General features: G+C 73.0%; 13 protein-coding genes and 2 pseudogenes. 12 read left to right on the top strand and 3 right to left on the bottom strand.

Going from position 1 to position 16,143, the window contains the following annotated elements:
- Positions 1-3: 3 nt before the first annotated feature.
- A complete protein-coding gene (locus tag ACSMXW_RS35310; protein ID WP_485802450.1) occupies positions 4-720 on the bottom strand; it encodes an SDR family oxidoreductase in 717 nt (238 codons plus the stop codon).
- Positions 721-871: 151 nt separating this feature from the next.
- Here ACSMXW_RS35310 and ACSMXW_RS35305 point away from each other — a divergent pair, with 151 nt between their 5' ends.
- Positions 872-1,453 carry a TetR/AcrR family transcriptional regulator gene (locus ACSMXW_RS35305; RefSeq protein ID WP_485802449.1) on the top strand — a complete coding sequence of 194 codons (582 nt, stop codon included), beginning with the start codon at positions 872-874 and terminating at the stop codon, positions 1,451-1,453.
- A gap of 251 nt (positions 1,454-1,704) precedes the next feature.
- On the opposite strand, the pseudogene ACSMXW_RS35300 reads toward ACSMXW_RS35305, so the two are convergent.
- A pseudogene (locus ACSMXW_RS35300) lies at positions 1,705-2,171 on the bottom strand (GNAT family N-acetyltransferase); the annotation flags it as partial.
- Between the two features lie 363 nt (positions 2,172-2,534).
- Here ACSMXW_RS35300 and ACSMXW_RS35295 point away from each other — a divergent pair.
- Positions 2,535-3,296 (top strand): GntR family transcriptional regulator, encoded by a 762-nt coding sequence (locus ACSMXW_RS35295; RefSeq protein WP_485802448.1) that lies wholly within the window; start codon positions 2,535-2,537, stop codon positions 3,294-3,296.
- 45 nt (positions 3,297-3,341) lie between these two features.
- Here the strand turns inward: ACSMXW_RS35295 and ACSMXW_RS35290 are convergent, their stop codons facing one another.
- Entirely contained in the window at positions 3,342-4,286 is a 945-nt protein-coding gene (locus tag ACSMXW_RS35290; RefSeq protein WP_485802447.1) for a zinc-dependent alcohol dehydrogenase, read from the bottom strand.
- Between the two features lie 665 nt (positions 4,287-4,951).
- Here ACSMXW_RS35290 and ACSMXW_RS35285 point away from each other — a divergent pair.
- The 10 genes and pseudogenes from ACSMXW_RS35285 to ACSMXW_RS35240 all read left to right on the top strand — a co-directional run bounded on the left by ACSMXW_RS35285 (position 4,952) and on the right by ACSMXW_RS35240 (position 16,103).
- Positions 4,952-5,926: an ABC transporter permease gene (locus ACSMXW_RS35285; RefSeq protein ID WP_485802445.1), complete on the top strand. Its 975-nt coding sequence runs from the start codon at positions 4,952-4,954 to the stop codon at positions 5,924-5,926.
- Positions 5,927-5,929: 3 nt separating this feature from the next.
- A pseudogene (locus ACSMXW_RS35280) lies at positions 5,930-6,919 on the top strand (ABC transporter permease); the annotation flags it as partial.
- Between the two features lie 6 nt (positions 6,920-6,925).
- Complete coding sequence (locus ACSMXW_RS35275) at positions 6,926-7,999, top strand: ABC transporter ATP-binding protein (protein ID WP_485808501.1); 1,074 nt, start codon at positions 6,926-6,928, stop codon at positions 7,997-7,999.
- A 125-nt stretch (positions 8,000-8,124) separates the two neighbouring features.
- Complete coding sequence (locus ACSMXW_RS35270; protein WP_485808499.1) at positions 8,125-9,237, top strand: ABC transporter ATP-binding protein; 1,113 nt, start codon at positions 8,125-8,127, stop codon at positions 9,235-9,237.
- 52 nt (positions 9,238-9,289) lie between these two features.
- Positions 9,290-10,987, top strand: coding sequence for an ABC transporter substrate-binding protein (locus ACSMXW_RS35265; RefSeq protein WP_485802443.1), 1,698 nt, complete (start codon positions 9,290-9,292; stop codon positions 10,985-10,987).
- 91 nt (positions 10,988-11,078) lie between these two features.
- Positions 11,079-11,876, top strand: a complete 798-nt coding sequence (locus tag ACSMXW_RS35260; RefSeq protein WP_485802442.1) for a sugar phosphate isomerase/epimerase family protein — start codon at positions 11,079-11,081, stop codon at positions 11,874-11,876.
- Positions 11,873-12,847, top strand: coding sequence for an NAD-dependent epimerase/dehydratase family protein (locus ACSMXW_RS35255; RefSeq protein ID WP_485802440.1), 975 nt, complete (start codon positions 11,873-11,875; stop codon positions 12,845-12,847). Before ACSMXW_RS35260 ends, ACSMXW_RS35255 begins: the two co-directional genes overlap by 4 nt.
- 236 nt (positions 12,848-13,083) lie before the next feature.
- Complete coding sequence (locus tag ACSMXW_RS35250; RefSeq protein ID WP_485802438.1) at positions 13,084-13,845, top strand: GntR family transcriptional regulator; 762 nt, start codon at positions 13,084-13,086, stop codon at positions 13,843-13,845.
- Between the two features lie 333 nt (positions 13,846-14,178).
- On the top strand, positions 14,179-15,201 hold the full coding sequence (locus tag ACSMXW_RS35245) for an SIS domain-containing protein (RefSeq protein WP_485802436.1): 1,023 nt from the start codon (positions 14,179-14,181) through the stop codon (positions 15,199-15,201).
- Positions 15,198-16,103, top strand: a complete 906-nt coding sequence (locus tag ACSMXW_RS35240; protein ID WP_485802435.1) for an N-acetylglucosamine kinase — start codon at positions 15,198-15,200, stop codon at positions 16,101-16,103. Before ACSMXW_RS35245 ends, ACSMXW_RS35240 begins: the two co-directional genes overlap by 4 nt.
- Positions 16,104-16,143 lie beyond the last annotated feature (40 nt).

Here is a 16,143-nt window from a genome sequence, read left to right as displayed (position 1 = left end):
CCGTCAGCCCGCGGCGGGCTGGGGCAGCCCCGGGTACAGGGCACCCACACCGCCGGCCAGACCCGCCTGCACCCGCTTGCTCGCGTCGTCGGCGAGCACCTCGTACAGGCCGGCCTCGACCCCTTCCAGCGCCAGCCGGGCGATCTTCGCCGGGTCCAGCTTGGGCGCGTCGATGTGCGCCACCATGTCGGTCTCCATGTAGCCGACGTGCAGCGCGGTGACCTGGGTGCCCTGCTCCGCGAGGGCCTGGCGGGCGGCGTTGGTGACCGACCAAGCGGCGGCCTTGGCGGCGCAGTAGGCGGCGGACCCGGGCTGGGCGAACCAGGCGAGCACGGACAGCACGTTGAGGACCGCTCCCCCGCCGGCCCGGGCCAGCGCGGGCGCGAACGCCCTGGTCATGCCGAGCGAGCCCAGGACATGGGTCTCGAACTCGGTCCGGAAGTCGTCCAGGGGGCCGTCCAGGACGCCGGCGCCCAGCGACGTGCCCGCGTTGTTGATCAGCAGCGTGACGTCCTGGGCCTGCTCGGCCGCGGCGCGCACGGACGCGGGGTCCGTGACGTCCAGGGCCAGCGGGACCGCGCCGGGCACGGTGACCTTGCGGGGATCGCGGGAGGCCGCGTACACCTTGGCGGCCCCGGCGTCGAGGAGGGCCCGGACGAACTGCTCGCCGAGCCCGCGGTTGCCGCCGGTGACCAGGGCCACGGAACCGTTGATCTGCATGACAGGCCTTTCGTGGGAGAAGCACAGAGGCGGTCCGCCGCGGGCACACCACGACGGACCGAGGAGGGCCGACCAGGAGAAACCGATCGGTTTCCAGTGAGCGTAAACCAATCGGTTTCCACCTGCCAAGCCGGCCGGGTAACCTGGTCGCATGAGCTCCATCACGACCCCGAAGGCGTCACCGCGCGAGCGGCTGCTCGACGCGGCCGCCCGGCTCTTCTACGAGCAGGGCGTGGGCATCGGCGTCGAGGCGCTGTGCAAGGCCGCCGGAGTGTCGAAGCGGTCGATGTACCAGCTCTTCGAGACCAAGGACGAGGTGCTGGCGGCGGCGCTCGACCGGCAGGGGCCGGGCCTGGCGGCACGGCTGAGGCCACCGCCGGGCGCCCCCGACTCGCCGCGCGCGAGGGTGCTGTACGTGTTCGAGCGGCTGGAGGAGGCCGCGGCCGGGCCGGACTTCCTGGGCTGTCCGTACCTGGCCGTGCAGATGGAGCTGAAGCGCCCCGACCACCCGGCGAGCAGGGTCGCCGCGGACCACAAGCGGACGCTCGCCGGCTTCTTCCGCGCCGAGGCCGAGCGCGCCGGAGTGCCCGACCCGGAGTTGCTGGCCCGCCGGCTCATGGTGGTCTACGACGGGGCGAGCGCGCGGGCGGGGATCAAGGCGGACGCGCTGGACGAGGGGCTGGCGGTGAGCACCGCAGCGGCCGTTCTGGACGCCGCGGGGTTCCCGGCGTAGCCGCGCCGTTCCGGACATCCCCCGCTCGACCGCGCCGATCCGGACCTCCGCGAGTAGCCGCGCCCCTCCTGACGTAGGCGCCGCTTCCGGCGGACCGCACCGTTCCCGGCGGGACCGCGCCGTTCCCGGCGGGACCGCGCCGTTCCCGGCGTAACGGAGACCCCCGCGCGGCGGCCGGCCGGGCCGGGAGCGCGACCGCACGGAGCCCCGGCGGACCGGCGGACAGCCGCCCATGCGGCGGGGCCCGGGATTCAGGGCCGCGCCGCGGACGGATCCTGTCCGATCCGCTTCTCGAACCAGTGGTGGGCGTACGGCTCGTCGTTGAAGGCGGGGACCTCCTCGAAGCCGTACGAGTGGTAGAGGCGGACGGCGGCGGTGAGCGCCTTGTTGGTGTCCAGGCGGAGCACATCGCGGCCGTGCCGGGCGGCCGCGCCTCCAGCTCGGCCAGGAACCGGCGGGCGAGGCCGAGCCGCCGGGCGGCCGGCGCGACCCACATACGCTTGATCTCGGCCGGGGCACCGGGCGGCAGCTTCAGGCCGGCACAGCCGACCGGCTCGCCACGCAGCCGGGCGACCAGGAACAGGCCGCGCGGCGGGCGGAGTTCGCCCGGGTCGGGCAGCAGGCTCAGGGCCGGATCGAAGCCGCCGTCGAAGCACTCCTGGAGCTCGGCGGCGTAGGCCGTGAGACAGTGCCGTGCGTCGGGGTGGTCCGGGTCGACTCGGACCGCCGCGGGGACACCCGGGGGCGAAGGAGCGGGAGAGCGGGAGAGGTTTCCGCCGGCACGCCTCGGGCCGCGGCTCGGGCCCGGCGAGCCGACGGCACGGGCGACCAGGGGGCCTCAAAGCCGCGCGCTTCCCGCGGCGTTGCCGCGGCCCGGTCTCCTGGTCAGACGGCGGCCGGGAAAGCTATCCTGAGCCCCGATGCCGACCACCCGCCGTCCGCGACCCAAGGGAGCACGACTCCTCGGGGACCACCCGCGAAGAGGAGTGACAGGCGGCCGCCCGGCCCGGCCGGGAGACGGACCGGCGAGCGGCCGGAGCGCGCGGGGGCGCGCAGACGATGATGGGGTTCTCTGACGAATATGAACGACTCTCGCGAGGTCGCGGGTGCGATTCTGCCGGGCTACTCCGAACCCCTGTGGATCCAGGCGGTCAATCTGATCCACGGCGAGATCGAGAAGGGGAACCTCAAGCCGGGCGCGCGGCTCGCCCCCGAGCGTGAGCTCTGCGCCCAGCTCGGCATCAGCCGGGTCACGCTGCGCAAGGCGCTCGGCCACCTGGTGGAGCGCGGCGAGCTGAGCGCGTCGCACGGCCGCGGCTGGTACGTCGCCCGGACCGCGCCGAAGAAGGAGTGGCCCAACAGCCTGGAGTCGTTCAGCGAGACGGCCGCCAGGATGGGGCTGAAGCCGCACTCGCAGGTGCTGCGCGCGGAGACGGACCCGGCCAGCTTCGACGAGGCGGAGCAACTCGGGATCGCGCCCGGCACCCCGCTGTTCCGCCTGGAGCGGGTCCGCCTGCTCGACGAGGTGCCGATCGCGCTCGACCTGAGCCGGATCCCGCTGGCCCTCGCGCCGGGCCTCGCGGACGTCGACTTCCGCACCCGTTCGCTCTACTCGACGCTGGAGGAGGCGGGGGTGGAGCCGGTGCGTGCCGACAGCACCATCGAGGCGACCAAGGCCGACGAGCGGGCCGCCGAGCAACTCGGCATGGCGCCGGGCGACCCGCTGCTGGTGATGCACCAGGTCGCCCTGGGCGCCCAGCAGGAGCCGCTGTTCCTCTCGACGATCCGCTACGCGGGCGACCGCTACCGGCTGCGCACCTCGTTCGCCCGGTCGTACGACTGAGCGTGCCGCGGGCCACGCCGAGCCGCGCCCGCGGCACGATGCGGCTCAGGGCAGCACCACCGCCTTGACGAAGTCTGCGGCGCCCCGGTGCATCGCGGCGAACGCCTCGTCGACCTGCCCGAGGCCGAACCGGTGCGTGACCAGGGGTGCGTAGCTGAAGCGGCGCTGGGCGACGAGGTCGAGCACCTCCCGCATGGCCGCCATCAGCCGGGTGCGGTCGGGGCAGAAGCCGTTGACTATGGTGACAGCCTTGTACCAGAGGTCCATGTCCATCATGGCGTCCCCGGTGTGGTGGTAGCCCACCACGCAGAGCCTGCCGAACGGCCTGACGAGGCTGCCCGCCGTGGTCAGGCCCGCGGTCACGCCGGTGGCCTCCAGCACCACGTCCAGCCGGGCCTCGGTGCGCCGGCCGGTCCCCGTGCGGAACTCCTCGGGGAGTTCGTCCGGCGCGAAGACGAGGTCCGCACCGAGCCGGCGCGCCCGCTCGCGGCGCGCCGGGTCCGGGTCGACCCCCACCAGCAGGTCCGGCGCGTGCCGCCTGACGAGCTGCACCAGGCTAAGGCCCATGAAGCCGAGCCCCACGACCGCGACCCGGTCACCGGCCGCCACCCCGGTGCGGGACAGGGCCTCCTCCAGGTCGGCGATCGGCTCGCCGATCGCGTGGGCGGGCTCGATGCCGGCCGGCACGGGCAGGGTCGCATGGGCGTCCATGACGGCGAGCGTCGCGAACCCCTCGCCACCGAGGCCCGTCACCAGGTCACCGGGCCGCCAGCGGTCCGCGTCGCGGCCGGTGGCGACGACCCGGCCGACCATCTCGTGGCCCAGCCGCACCGGGGCCCCGGCCGGGTCATGGCCGAGCCAGGGCCCGAGGTCCGAGGTGCACACCCCGCTGGCCACCACCTCCACCAGCACCTGGTCGTCCCCCGGCACCGGGTCCGCCACCTCCACGACCTCCGAGGTGCGCGGCCCGACGACTTGACTGATCTTCATGCGAACTCCTGTCCGGACACGGGCGGCACCGCACAGGCGCCCACCGGGGGTGGCTGCCGCGGAACCGGGCGCACGGCGGGTCCAGGGCCTGCTTCCGGCGGACCCAGGGCCCCCTCCCCCTGTGGTCCTATGTGGTACACGGTGGAGTACCGCGCTGTCTACCTCATCCGGCCTCCCCCTCGGGGCATGTAAGGCATGAAGTGCGCACGTAACGCCTGAGCACCAGCAACATTGCACGACTGTTGCCCGCAGGCATCTAGACAGGACGGTCATTCGTCCTTACCTTGGCTCGCAACTGGTAGCAAGTGGTATCTGTTTGGCACAGCCATGGATGAGCCCGGTAAGGAGTCGCGGATATGGACCCACTCTCGGCGGGGGCCGGCGGCGCGGGCTCACGGAAGGCCGTGTGCGAGTGCGCTCGGCGCCCCGTGGCCCTCGGTTCACCGGGTGCGGACGGAACGGGCGCCGAGGGCACCGGACCGGGGGCGGACACCGGTGACATACGCGCTCACCAGGACTATCACGCCCTCCGGGCAAGGGACCAGAGCGCTTTCGTGAGCATCCGCACACCCCGCGTGTTCCGCATCCGCCGCGCCCTGGGGTCCGCCGGGCGGCCACCCGGCCGGGGCGTGTCACACGCGGGCCGCACCGAGGGGAGCTGAGCGATGCGTACCGTGCTCACGAAGCTCGGCTTCTATGTGCTGACCGCCTGGGCGGCGATCAGCCTCAACTTCCTGATTCCGCGCATCATGCCCGGCGATCCCGCCGACAACCTGATCAACCAGTTCCACGGCAAGCTGAGCCCCTCCGCCGTCCAGGCGCTCCGGGTGCTCTTCGGGCAGAAGGACGCGAGCCTGTGGCACCAGTACCTGAGCTACTGGCACAGCGTGTTCACCGGTGACTTCGGCATCTCGTACGCCTACTACCCGTCGAAGGTGAGCACGGTGCTCGGGCAGAGCATGTACTGGACGCTCATCCTCATCACCGCCTGCACGGTCCTCAGCTTCGTCATCGGCACCGGCCTCGGCATGCTCGCCGGCTGGAAGCGCGGCACCTGGCTGGACTCGCTGGTGCCGGTCACCACGTTCCTCTCGTCGATCCCGTACTTCTGGTTCGCCATCATCGTGGTGCTGGTCTTCGCGATCACCCTGAAGTGGTTCCCGCTGTCCGGCGGCTACGCGGTCACCGAGAGCATCGGGTTCACCGGCGGGTTCCTGTCCAGCGCGCTCTACTACGCGGTGCTGCCCGCGCTCACCATCGTCGTCGCGTCCGTCGGCGGCTGGCTGATCGGCATGCGCAACATGATGGTCACCACCCTGAGCGAGGACTACGTCCGGCTCGCCGAGGCCAAGGGGCTGTCCCGGCGGCGGGTGATGTACCACTACGCCGCCCGCAACGCGATGCTTCCGTCGCTCTCCGGGTTCGCGATGTCGCTCGGCTTCGTCGTCGGCGGCTCCATCGTGACCGAGGTCGTCTTCAACTACCCCGGCATCGGCACGGTGCTCTTCAAGGCCGCCCAGTCGGCGGACTACCCGCTGATGTCGGCCATCTTCCTGCTGATCACCGTCCTGGTGCTGGTCGCCAACCTGCTCGCGGACATCGCCTATGTGTTCCTCGACCCGAGGACGAGGGAGAGCTGACCCATGGCCGTACCTGCAGCCGCCGTCGCCGAGGCGGACGCGGCAACCACGTCCCCGGCCGGCCACGCGCGGCTCTGGCTGCGCCTGCTGCGCTCGCCGCTCACCTGCACCGGCCTGGTCATCACGGTGGTCTTCCTCGTGGTGGCGGTGATCGGCCCGTGGATCGCCCCGTACGACCCGTCGGCGGTCAGCCACGACGTGACGGCCGGGCCGTCCGCCGCTCATCTGCTGGGCACCACCCAGAACGGGCAGGACGTCCTCTCCCAGATGCTCTACGGCGCCCGTGCCTCGCTGCTCGTGGGCTTCGGCTCCGCCGTGGTGACGACACTGCTGTCGGTCCTCGTCGGGGTCACGGCGGGCTATGTCGGCGGCCTCGGGGACGAACTGCTGTCCCTGCTCGCCAATGTCTTCCTGGTGCTGCCCAGCCTACCGCTGACGATCATCCTCGCCGCGTACCTTCCGCACAGCGGCTCGCTCGGCATCATCCTCGTCATCTCGGTGACCGGCTGGGCGTGGGGCGCCCGGGTGCTGCGGGCCCAGACGCTGTCGCTGCGCAAGCGGGACTTCGTGGAGGCGGCGCGGGCGACCGGTGAGCGGACCTCCAGGATCATCCTCCGGGACATCCTGCCGAACCAGGTCGCGGTCATCGCCGCCTCGTTCCTCGGGACCGTCACCGCCGCGATCCTCACCCAGGCGAGCCTCGCGTTCCTCGGCCTCACCGATGTGACCCAGTGGTCGTGGGGCACCATCCTCTACTGGGCGCAGGTCAACAGCGCGCTGCTCACCGGGGCCTGGTGGTGGTTCGTGCCGGCCGGCCTCGCCATCGCACTGCTCGGCACCGCCCTGTCGCTGGTGAACTTCGGCATCGACGAGTTCATCAACCCCCGGCTGCGGCAGGCCGGCATCGGCACCAAGAAGGCCCAGCGGGCCCAGGCGGGCCGCCGCCGTACCCGGCGTCCCGGGCGCTCCGCCCGCGGCACCGCGCCGCGGCCCCCGGCGGTGCGCTTCACCCAGGACAGCACCGACGTGGTGCTCGACGTGCGGGACCTGCGGGTGGAGTACGCGGGCGAGGGCGGCCGGGTCCGGGCGGTCGACGACGTGTCGTTCACCCTGCGGCGTGGTGAGGTGCTGGGCATCGCGGGTGAGTCCGGCTCCGGCAAGTCCACCCTCGCGTACGCCATCACCCGGCTGCACCGGCCCCCGGCGGAGGTCTCCCGGGGCGAGATCCGCTACACCGCGCCCGGCGGCGAGAGCGTGGACGTGCTGTCGATGGCCGACGACGAGCTGCGGGAGTTCCGCTGGGAGGAGTTGTCGATCGTCTTCCAGTCGGCCATGCACGCACTCAACCCGATCATGCGGATCGGGGCGCAGATCGAGGACGTGCTCACCGCGCACCGTCCGCACATGACCGCCCAGCAGCGCGCGGCCCGGATCGTGGAGCTGCTCGGCGTCGTGGGCATCCCCGCCGACCGCGCGGACTCCTACCCGCACGAGCTGTCCGGCGGGATGCGGCAGCGGGCCATGATCGCGGTCGGGCTCGCCCTGGACCCCGAGATCATCGTCATGGACGAGCCGACGACCGCGCTCGACGTGGTCATCCAGCGGCAGATCATCGAGAAGATCATGGAGCTCAAGGACACACTGGGCTTCTCGGTCGTCTTCATCACCCACGACCTGTCCCTGCTGATCGAGCTCTCGGACACCATCGCGGTGATGTACGGCGGCAGGATCGTCGAGACGGCTCCGGCCGCCGACTTCTACCGGCGGCCCCGGCACCCCTACAGTCGCGGCCTGCTCGCGTCGTTCCCGACGCTGGGCGGCCCCAAGCGCGAGCTGACCGGCATCGTCGGGTCGCCGCCCGACCTGCGCCGGATGCCGTCCGGGTGTGCCTTCCACCCGCGCTGCCCGGTCGCGTTCGAGGCGTGCTCGACCCGGCAGCCCGTCCTGTACCGGATCGAGGAGCCGGACGGCGAAGCCGCCTCGGCGGCCTGCCTGCTGTACGCGGACGGCGACGGGCAGCACGCCCGCGGCGACGACACGGAGACCGAACTGGCGATGGGTGAGATGCAGTGAGCGCCGAGCAGACGACCGGCGGCGGTGCCCGCCCAGCGGGACCCGCACGTGCCGAGGACACCGCGCGTGCCGAGGACACCGCGCGTGCCGAGGACACCGCGCGTGCCGAGGGCTCGGCTCCCGGGGTGGGCACCGCGCCCGCGGCCGGCGCCGAGCGGCCCGCCGGTGAGCCGGTGCTGGAGGCCGTGGGCGTGACCAAGCGGTTCCCGGTGCGCAGTGCGCTGCAACGGCGCGGCGGCGGCCGGCGGGTGGTGCACGCCGTGGAGAACGTGTCGCTGAGCCTGTACGCGGGCCGGATCACCGCCCTCGTCGGCGAGTCGGGGTCCGGCAAGTCCACGCTGGCCCGGCTGCTGGCCCAGCTGCACCCGCTGACCGGCGGCGAGCTCAGGCTGCACGGGGAACCGGTGCGGCCGGCGCGCGGGCGTGCGTTCCGCGCGTACACCAGCGAGGTGCAGCTGATCCTCCAGGACCCCTTCGCGTCGTTCAATCCGGTGGCCACCATCGCGAGCACCCTGCGGCGGGCGGTCGCCCTGCACCACCCGGGCAGCGGCCGCAAGGAACAGGACGCCGTCATCGACGGGCTGCTCGAACAGATCAACCTCGTGCCGCCGCGCCAGTTCACGGAGAAGTACCCGCACGAGCTGTCCGGCGGGCAGTTGCAGCGCCTCTCGATCGCGCGGGCGCTCACGGCGAGCCCCGCGGTGTTCCTCGCGGACGAGCCGGTCTCCAGCCTGGACGTCTCCATCCGCCTGGGCATCCTCAACCTCCTTCGCCGCCTCACCGAGGAGCGCAACGCGGCGATGCTCTACGTCACCCACGACATCGCCTCCGCCCGCTACTTCGCCGCCGACACGGCGGTGATGTACGCCGGGGAGGTCGTCGAGTCGGGACCGTCCGAGGCGGTGACGCAGCGGGCGGCGCACCCGTACACCCAGCTGCTGATCTCCTCGGCGCCCGACCCGTCGCGCGCGGGAGCGCCACGGGTCAGGGACATCGGGCAGCCGCCGAGCCTCATCGACCCGCCCACGGGCTGCCGGTTCCACCCGCGCTGCCCCTTCGCCATGGACCGCTGCGCACGTGAGGCGCCGCCCGCGTTCGACCTGCCCGGCGGCCACACGGCCCGCTGCTGGCTGTACGCCGACGACCCCGAGGCCCGCGCGAAGCGGGCCGAGAACGCCACGGCGGTCGCCGGCCTCACCGCGGGCACCGCAGCGCCCGCCGAACCCGCCGGGCGGTGACCCGGCCCCAGAGCGCCGCCCCCCGTCCACACGCACAAGGAGCAGATGCACCGTGAGCACTCCACCACCCCCGGCCCGTGCGGCCGGCACCGTTCTCGGGAAGCCGACGAGACGCGGCGTCCTCGCGGGCGCCCTGGCGACCGCCGGCGGCGTCGCCCTGGCCGCCTGCTCGCCATCGGCGGGCGCCGGCTCGGGCGGCGGCAGCACCACCCTGGTCGTCGCCGGCCAGTCCGACAACCTCACCCAGGTCTTCAACCCGTTCCTACCGCACTCGGCGCAGGGTCTCACCTACACCAACCAGGGGTCGGGCGGGTTCATCTACGAGCCGCTGGTGCAGATCAACACGGTGGACATCGGCAAGGACATCCCCTGGCTCGCGAAGAAGTGGGCATGGTCGGCGGGGAACAAGAAGCTCACGCTGACGCTGCGGTCCCGTGTGACGTGGACGGACGGCAAGCCGTTCTCCGCCGACGACGTGGTGTTCACCTTCGAGCTGCTGAAGAAGCACCCGGCGCTCAACGTGAACGGGATCAAGTTCGACACCGTCGCGGCGAACGGGCCCACCGAGGTCGTCATGACCTTCGCCGAGCCGTCCGAGCAGTTCTTCACGAACATCGTCTCGGCGCCGATGCTGCCGCGGCACATCTGGTCGAAGGCCGGCGACCCGACGACGTACCCCGACAAGAACCCGGTCGGCACCGGGCCGTTCAAACTCGGCTCGTTCTCCGCGCAGAGCTACGTGCTGGAGCGCAACGAGCACTACTGGCAGCAGAAGCCCGCGCTCACCAGCATCCGCTTCGTGGCCTACAAGGACAACCAGAGCATGACCAACGCACTGGTCCAGGGCCAGGCGGACTGGGGCGGCACCTACATCGCCAACGCGGACAAGGTGTACCTGTCGCGCAGCAAGGACAACCACTACTGGGCGCCGCTGGCCGGCACGGACGGTCTCATCCCCAACCTGGAGCGGTGGCCCCTCAGCGACCTCGCGGTGCGCAGGGCCATCAGCCTCGGGGTGGACCGGCGGCAGGTCGCGGCGGCCACCCACGACGTGCCCGCCACCAGCGTCACGGGGCTGCCCATGCCCGCGTACAAGGACTCGATCGCACCGCAGTACCGGGGCGTCGACTTCGTCCAGGACAAGGCGAAGGCGGAGAAGACGCTGACCGACGCCGGCTACACCAAGGGGAGCGACGGCTACTACCACAAGGGCGGCAAACGGGTCGAGTTCTCGATCAGCTTCCCGTCCGCGTACACCGACATCGCCTCGCGCGTGCAGGTGCTCGTCTCCCAGCTCAAGGACATCGGCATCAAGCTGACCATCGACACCACGACGGTCAACGACATCAACGACCTCACCGCGAAGGGCGACTTCGACTCCACGATGGGCTACCCGGTGGGCCCGGCGCCGCGCGCCTTCAACTTCTACAACGACACCGGCAACCCGAACCTGTACTACCCGATCGGGAAGTCGACACCGACCTACCAGAACATCGAGCGGTTCCGCAACAAGGAGGCCGCTCAGCTGTTCAAGCAGTACCCGAACGCGGCCACGGACGCCGAGCGCCAGAAGATCGTCGACAAGATCGAGCGGATCTTCGTCGAGAACCTGCCGTGGATACCGATGTTCTACTGGAGCAGCCCCGGCAACTGGAGCACCGCCAAGGTCACTGGCTTCCCCTCGCCCGAGAACCCCTACTTCAGCCCGGTGCCCAACCCCGTCGTCGCGCTGCGGCTGAAGCCCGTATGAGCCCGACCGTCCGCCACCCCCGTCGTGGCCGCCACGGCCACCGGCCGGTCCCACGACCGGCCGGTGCCGGGTGCCGCAGCAAGGAGGAACGATGCCGGCCGACCTCGGCGTCATGATGTACACGGTGCTCGCCCAGGCCCGTGCCGACCTGGAGGGCACCCTGGAGCGGCTGGCCCGCCTGGGCTACGCGGGCATCGAGACCTACGGCCTGGTGGAGCACTTCGGGCCGGCCCGGGTGCGCCGCGCGATCGACGCCGCGGGACTCGTCCTCACCAGCGCCCACGCCCCGTTCCCCGCCGGGCCCCGCGCGGAGGCGATCCTCGACGAGAACGCGGAACTCGGCGCCGAGGTGCTGGTGTGGAGCATGGAGCGTGAGGAGTTCGACTCCCCGGACTCCGTGCGGCGCGGCGCGGCGCGGGTGAACGAGGCGGCGGAGCGTGCCGCCCGGCACGGCATGCGGATCGCCTACCACAACCACTTCGCGGAGTTCTCGCAGGTCTTCGGCGGCCGTCAGGCCTACGACCTGCTGCTGGAGGAGCTCGACGAGCGCGTCCTGGTCGAACTGGACGCGTACTGGGCCCTGATGGGTGGCGCCGACCCGGCCGAGGTGATCGCCCGCCTCGGTGACCGGGTGCGCCTCGTGCACGTCAAGGACGGCCCCGCGGTCAGCTACGAGGAGGACGTCATGGTGCCCATCGGCGAGGGCCGGATCGACTGGGCACGGGCACTCGGCGTGCCGTCCGGTATCCGGTGGCACATCGTCGAGCTGGAGCGGCTGCACGTCGACACGTTCGAGGCGCTGCGCCGCAGCCACGACCACCTGGTGGGCCGGGGCCTGACGCGCGGCGGCAACGGCGGCGGGCGCGCCGCGTGGAAGGAGCGGGCATGAAGGTGCTCTTCCTGGGCGGCGCCGGCATGATCGGCTCGGCGGCGGCCGCCGAGGCGGTACGGCGCGGCAACGAGGTCACGGTGGTCACCCGGGGCGAGCCGCGCCGGCCGCTCGCGCCCGGGGTCAGGCGGCTCGCCGCGGACGTCCGGGACACCGCGGCGCTGCGCGGGGCGCTGGGCGGCGAGGAGTTCGACGCCGTCGTCAACTGGGTGGGCTTCACGCCCGACGACGTGCGCGGCCACCCGGGGCTGTTCGCCGGCGCCACGGGACAGTACGTGTTCATCAGCACCTGCTCAGTCTTCGGGCGGCCGGTGCCGAGCCTGCCCATCACCGAGTCCAGCCCGCGCCGCCAGCCGGTCTTCGGCTACGCACGCGACAAGATCGCCTGCGAGGTGCTCCTGGAGGACTCCCACCGCACGGCGGACTTCCCGCTGACGATCGTGCGGCCCTTCCACACCTACGACCGCACGGTGATACCGAGCCTCGCGGGCTGGACCGCGATCGACCGGATGCGCAGGGGCCGTCCTGTGGTGGTGCACGGCGACGGGACCTCCCTGTGGTCGCTGATGCACTCCCGGGACTTCGCGTGCGCCTTCGTGCCGCTGCTCGGCAACGGCCACGCGGTGGGCGAGAGCGTCAACGTCGTCAGCGGGGACATCCTGACCTGGGACCAGATCCACCTGGCGCTGGCCGCCGCGGCGGGGGTGCGGCGCCCGGTGCTGCGGCACCGCTCCAGCGAGTCGATCGCGGAGGAGGTGCCCGGCTGGCGGGAGGTGCTCGAACACGACTTCCGGCACTCGATGCTCTTCGACACCGCCAAGCTGAGGGCACTCGTCCCCGGCTTCGCGCCCGAGGTGTCGTTCGCCGAGGGCGCCCGCGAGGTGCTCGCCCACTACGACGCGGACCCCGCGCTCCAGGTGGTCGACCAGGCACTCGACGGCGCGATGGACCGGCTGCTGGGCGAGGCATGACACCGGCTGACCGGAATCGGGCAGGACGGCGGGCCGGGCGGTGACAGAACACCGGACTGTACACCACGCTTACCTTTATAAGACCAAAGCAAAACCACTTGCTATCATGGAAGTCGACCGGGTCCGCAGCAGCGGCCGCGGGCGGCACGAGAAGGAAGAGAGACAGTGATCGGCGTCGGCCCCCTCGGCTCCGGGTTCATCGGCGGCACCTTCGCGGACGCGCTCCGGGTGGCCGGATGACCACCGGAGCGGACACCCCGCGGACCCTGCCCGCCGCTTACCCGGAGCCGCTGTGGGCGCAGGCCAGGGCGGCCCTGCGGGCGCGCATCGAGAGCGGTGAGGTGCGGCCGGGCGCACGGCTGCCGCCGGAGCGTGAACTGTGCCGGATGCTGGCCATCTCGCGGGTGACCCTGCGCAAGGCGCTGACGGCCCTCGTCGAGGAGGGCGCGCTGCGACCGGCGCACGGCCGGGGCTGGTACGTCACCGCGCCGGAGCGCGGCGACTGGCCCAACACCCTGGAGTCGTTCTCCGAGACGGCACAGCGGATGGGCCTCGTGGCCACGTCACGCGTGCTGCGCCGCGCGCTGGGCCCCTCCACCCTCGACGAGGCCGAGGCCTTCCAGATCGCCCCGGGCACCCCCGTCTACCGCCTGGACCGAGTGCGCATGCTCGACAACGTCCCCATCGCCGTGGACGAGTCGCTGGTGCCCGCCGGTGTCGCCGAGGGCTTCGACGACGTCGACTTCACCACCGGCTCCCTGTACGACGTCCTCACCGGCCGCGGCCACCGACTGGACCGGGCGGACAGCACGATCGAGGCCCGCGCAGCCGACGCGGACCTCGCCGCACACCTCGACATCGCCGCGGGCACCCCTGTTCTGGAGATGCGCCAGATCGTCCGCGATCCGGCGCAGCGCCCGCTGCTCTCCTCCACCATCCGCTACGCGGGCGACCGCTACCGGCTGCGCACCTCCTTCGCGCGAAGCGCGGGGGCATGAGCCGCAGCCCCGCCCCCGTCCGCCCGGCGCCGGCGGCGGGGCCGGCGACGAACGCCCCGGCCGCAGCCGTCCGGGGCACATCCCCCACCCCCGCCGTCCGGAGCACGTCCTCGGCCGCGGTCGTCCGGGGCACGCCCCGGGACACCGGCCGGGGCACCGCCCTTGCGGCCACGCCGGCCCGGTCCCTGCACGCCGGGACCTCCCCGGCCAGGCCGTACGGCGCCCTCACCCCGAACCAGATGCGGAGCCCCTGTGACCCCACGCGTCCACCCCGGCCACCGCGGCCGTCACGAAGGCAACGGCCAGGACGGCGACCGAAGGAACGGAGCACACATGAGCGACGGCTACATCGCCTACGCGGCGGCCCGCGCGACGCAGGCGGGTGAGCTCGCCACGGCGGTCACCCGGCTGACCGGGCAGGTGACCTCCCTCGCCGAGGAGGGCAGGCTGGCCGGGCCCGGTCCCGTCTTCGTCGGCATCGGCGCCAGTCTGGCCGCCGTCTGCGCCCCGGTCTGGCAGTTGCGCAGCCGGGGCGTGCACTCCTGGCGGCTGGGCGCCGGGGACCATCCGCTGCCGTTCCCGCGCAGCAGCCACCCCGTGTTCGGTGTCTCGCAGAGCGGGCGCAGCGCGGAGACGCTCGCGGTGCTGGAGTCGGTGCCCGCGGCGCAGCGGTACGCCGTCGTGAACGCGGTCCCCTCCCCCATCGCCGATGTCTCCCCGGTCGTCCTGGGCCTGGGCGGTATCCCGGACAGCTATGCGTCGACGATCGGCTACACCGCCACCGTCGTCGCGGCCGGGATGCTCGCCGACGCCTGGGACGGCGGCACGGTCCACCCCGGGTGGGCGGAGCTGGCGGAGGTGTTCGCGGCCGCCGAGCGGGACCTGACCGACCAGGTGCGCGCGCTCGCGCCGCTGTTCACGGCCACGGCCTCGGCGGACTTCGTGGGCAGCGGCCCCGCGGTCGGCTCGGCCGAGGAGAGCGCCCTGCTGTTCCGGGAGATCGCCCGGATCCAGTCGACGGGCATGAGCACCCGGCAGTACCTGCACGGCTCCATGGAGTCCGCCGGGGACAGTGCGCACGTCCTCTTCGGCGGGGCCCGGGAGGCCTCGATCGCCGAGACCCTGGCCCGCTCGGGGCACCCGGCCGTGCTCGTCACCGCTGAACCGGTCGCCGGGGCACCGCTGGTCCACCAGGTGCGGGTGCCCGCCCTGCCGGCTGCGCAGCGCGCCGTCGTGGAGGTCCTGGTCACCCAGATCCTGGTGGAGGCCGTCGCCGGACTACGGGGTGTCGAGATAGAGGAGTTCGTGTTCCACAACGCCGACATCAAGGTGGCGTCCGGGGGGCCGCGCCCATGAGGGTGGTGGTCGGCGCGGACGTGGGCGGCACCAAGGTGGACATCCTGGTGGCCACGCCGGACGGGGAGTTGCGCGCCGAGGTGCGCCGCCCCTCCGGCGGCTGGGAGGCGTCGCCCGTCGGCGCCGCGGCGAGGCGGCTGGTGGCGGAGGTGAGGGCGGCGGTGCCCGGCGGGGACGAGATCGCCGCCGTGGGGATCGGGGCGCAGGGCTGTGACACCCAGGAGCACTGCGCCCGCCTGGCAGCGGCCGTGGAGGCGGAGGGCGGGGTGCCGGCGGCGGTCGTCAACGACGCCGCCCTGCTGGTGCCGGCCGCCGGACTGGACCACGGGATCGGCCTCATCGCGGGCACCGGCTCCATCGGCGTCGGGACGGACGCCGCCGGGCGGGTGCTGTTCGCGGGCGGCTGGGGCTGGGTGCTCGGCGACGAGGGCAGCGCGCCGGCGATCGTACGGGAGGCGACGCGTGCGGCACTGGCCGCGCACGACGCGGGGCTGGGCGACGACGGGCTGATGTCCGCGCTGCTGGCGCACTTCGGTGCCGTGGACCCGCCCGCGCTGGCCCGGAGCGTCAACGACCGCCCGGAGCCCGGGCACTGGGGTCCGGGCGCGCCGGCCGTGTTCCGCGCGGCGGACGCCGGATCCGCGCTCGCCGCGCGGGTGGTGGACGAGGCCGCGGGGCACCTGGAGACGCTGGTGACCCGGCTGACCGCCCGCGGCGCCGTGGGGGCCACGGTCGTGGCGGCGGGCGGCGTCCTGGTGCGCCAGCCGCGGCTCGCCGACGGTCTCAGGGACCGGCTGGCGGCGTCCCATCCTTCGCTGACGCTGCGGGTGCTCGGCGTGCCGCCGGTCGCCGGCGGGGTGGTTCTCGCGCGTCGTCTGCTGGACGCGCGGGCGCGCGGGTGAGCCGTTGTGGTGCGGTGCGCCGAGTTCTCGGCCTCTGCGT

This window comes from Streptomyces sp. DSM 116793 (genome assembly GCF_057320905.1).
Note: the sequence above shows the minus strand (reverse complement) of the source record. Positions and strands in the feature narration are given on the sequence as shown.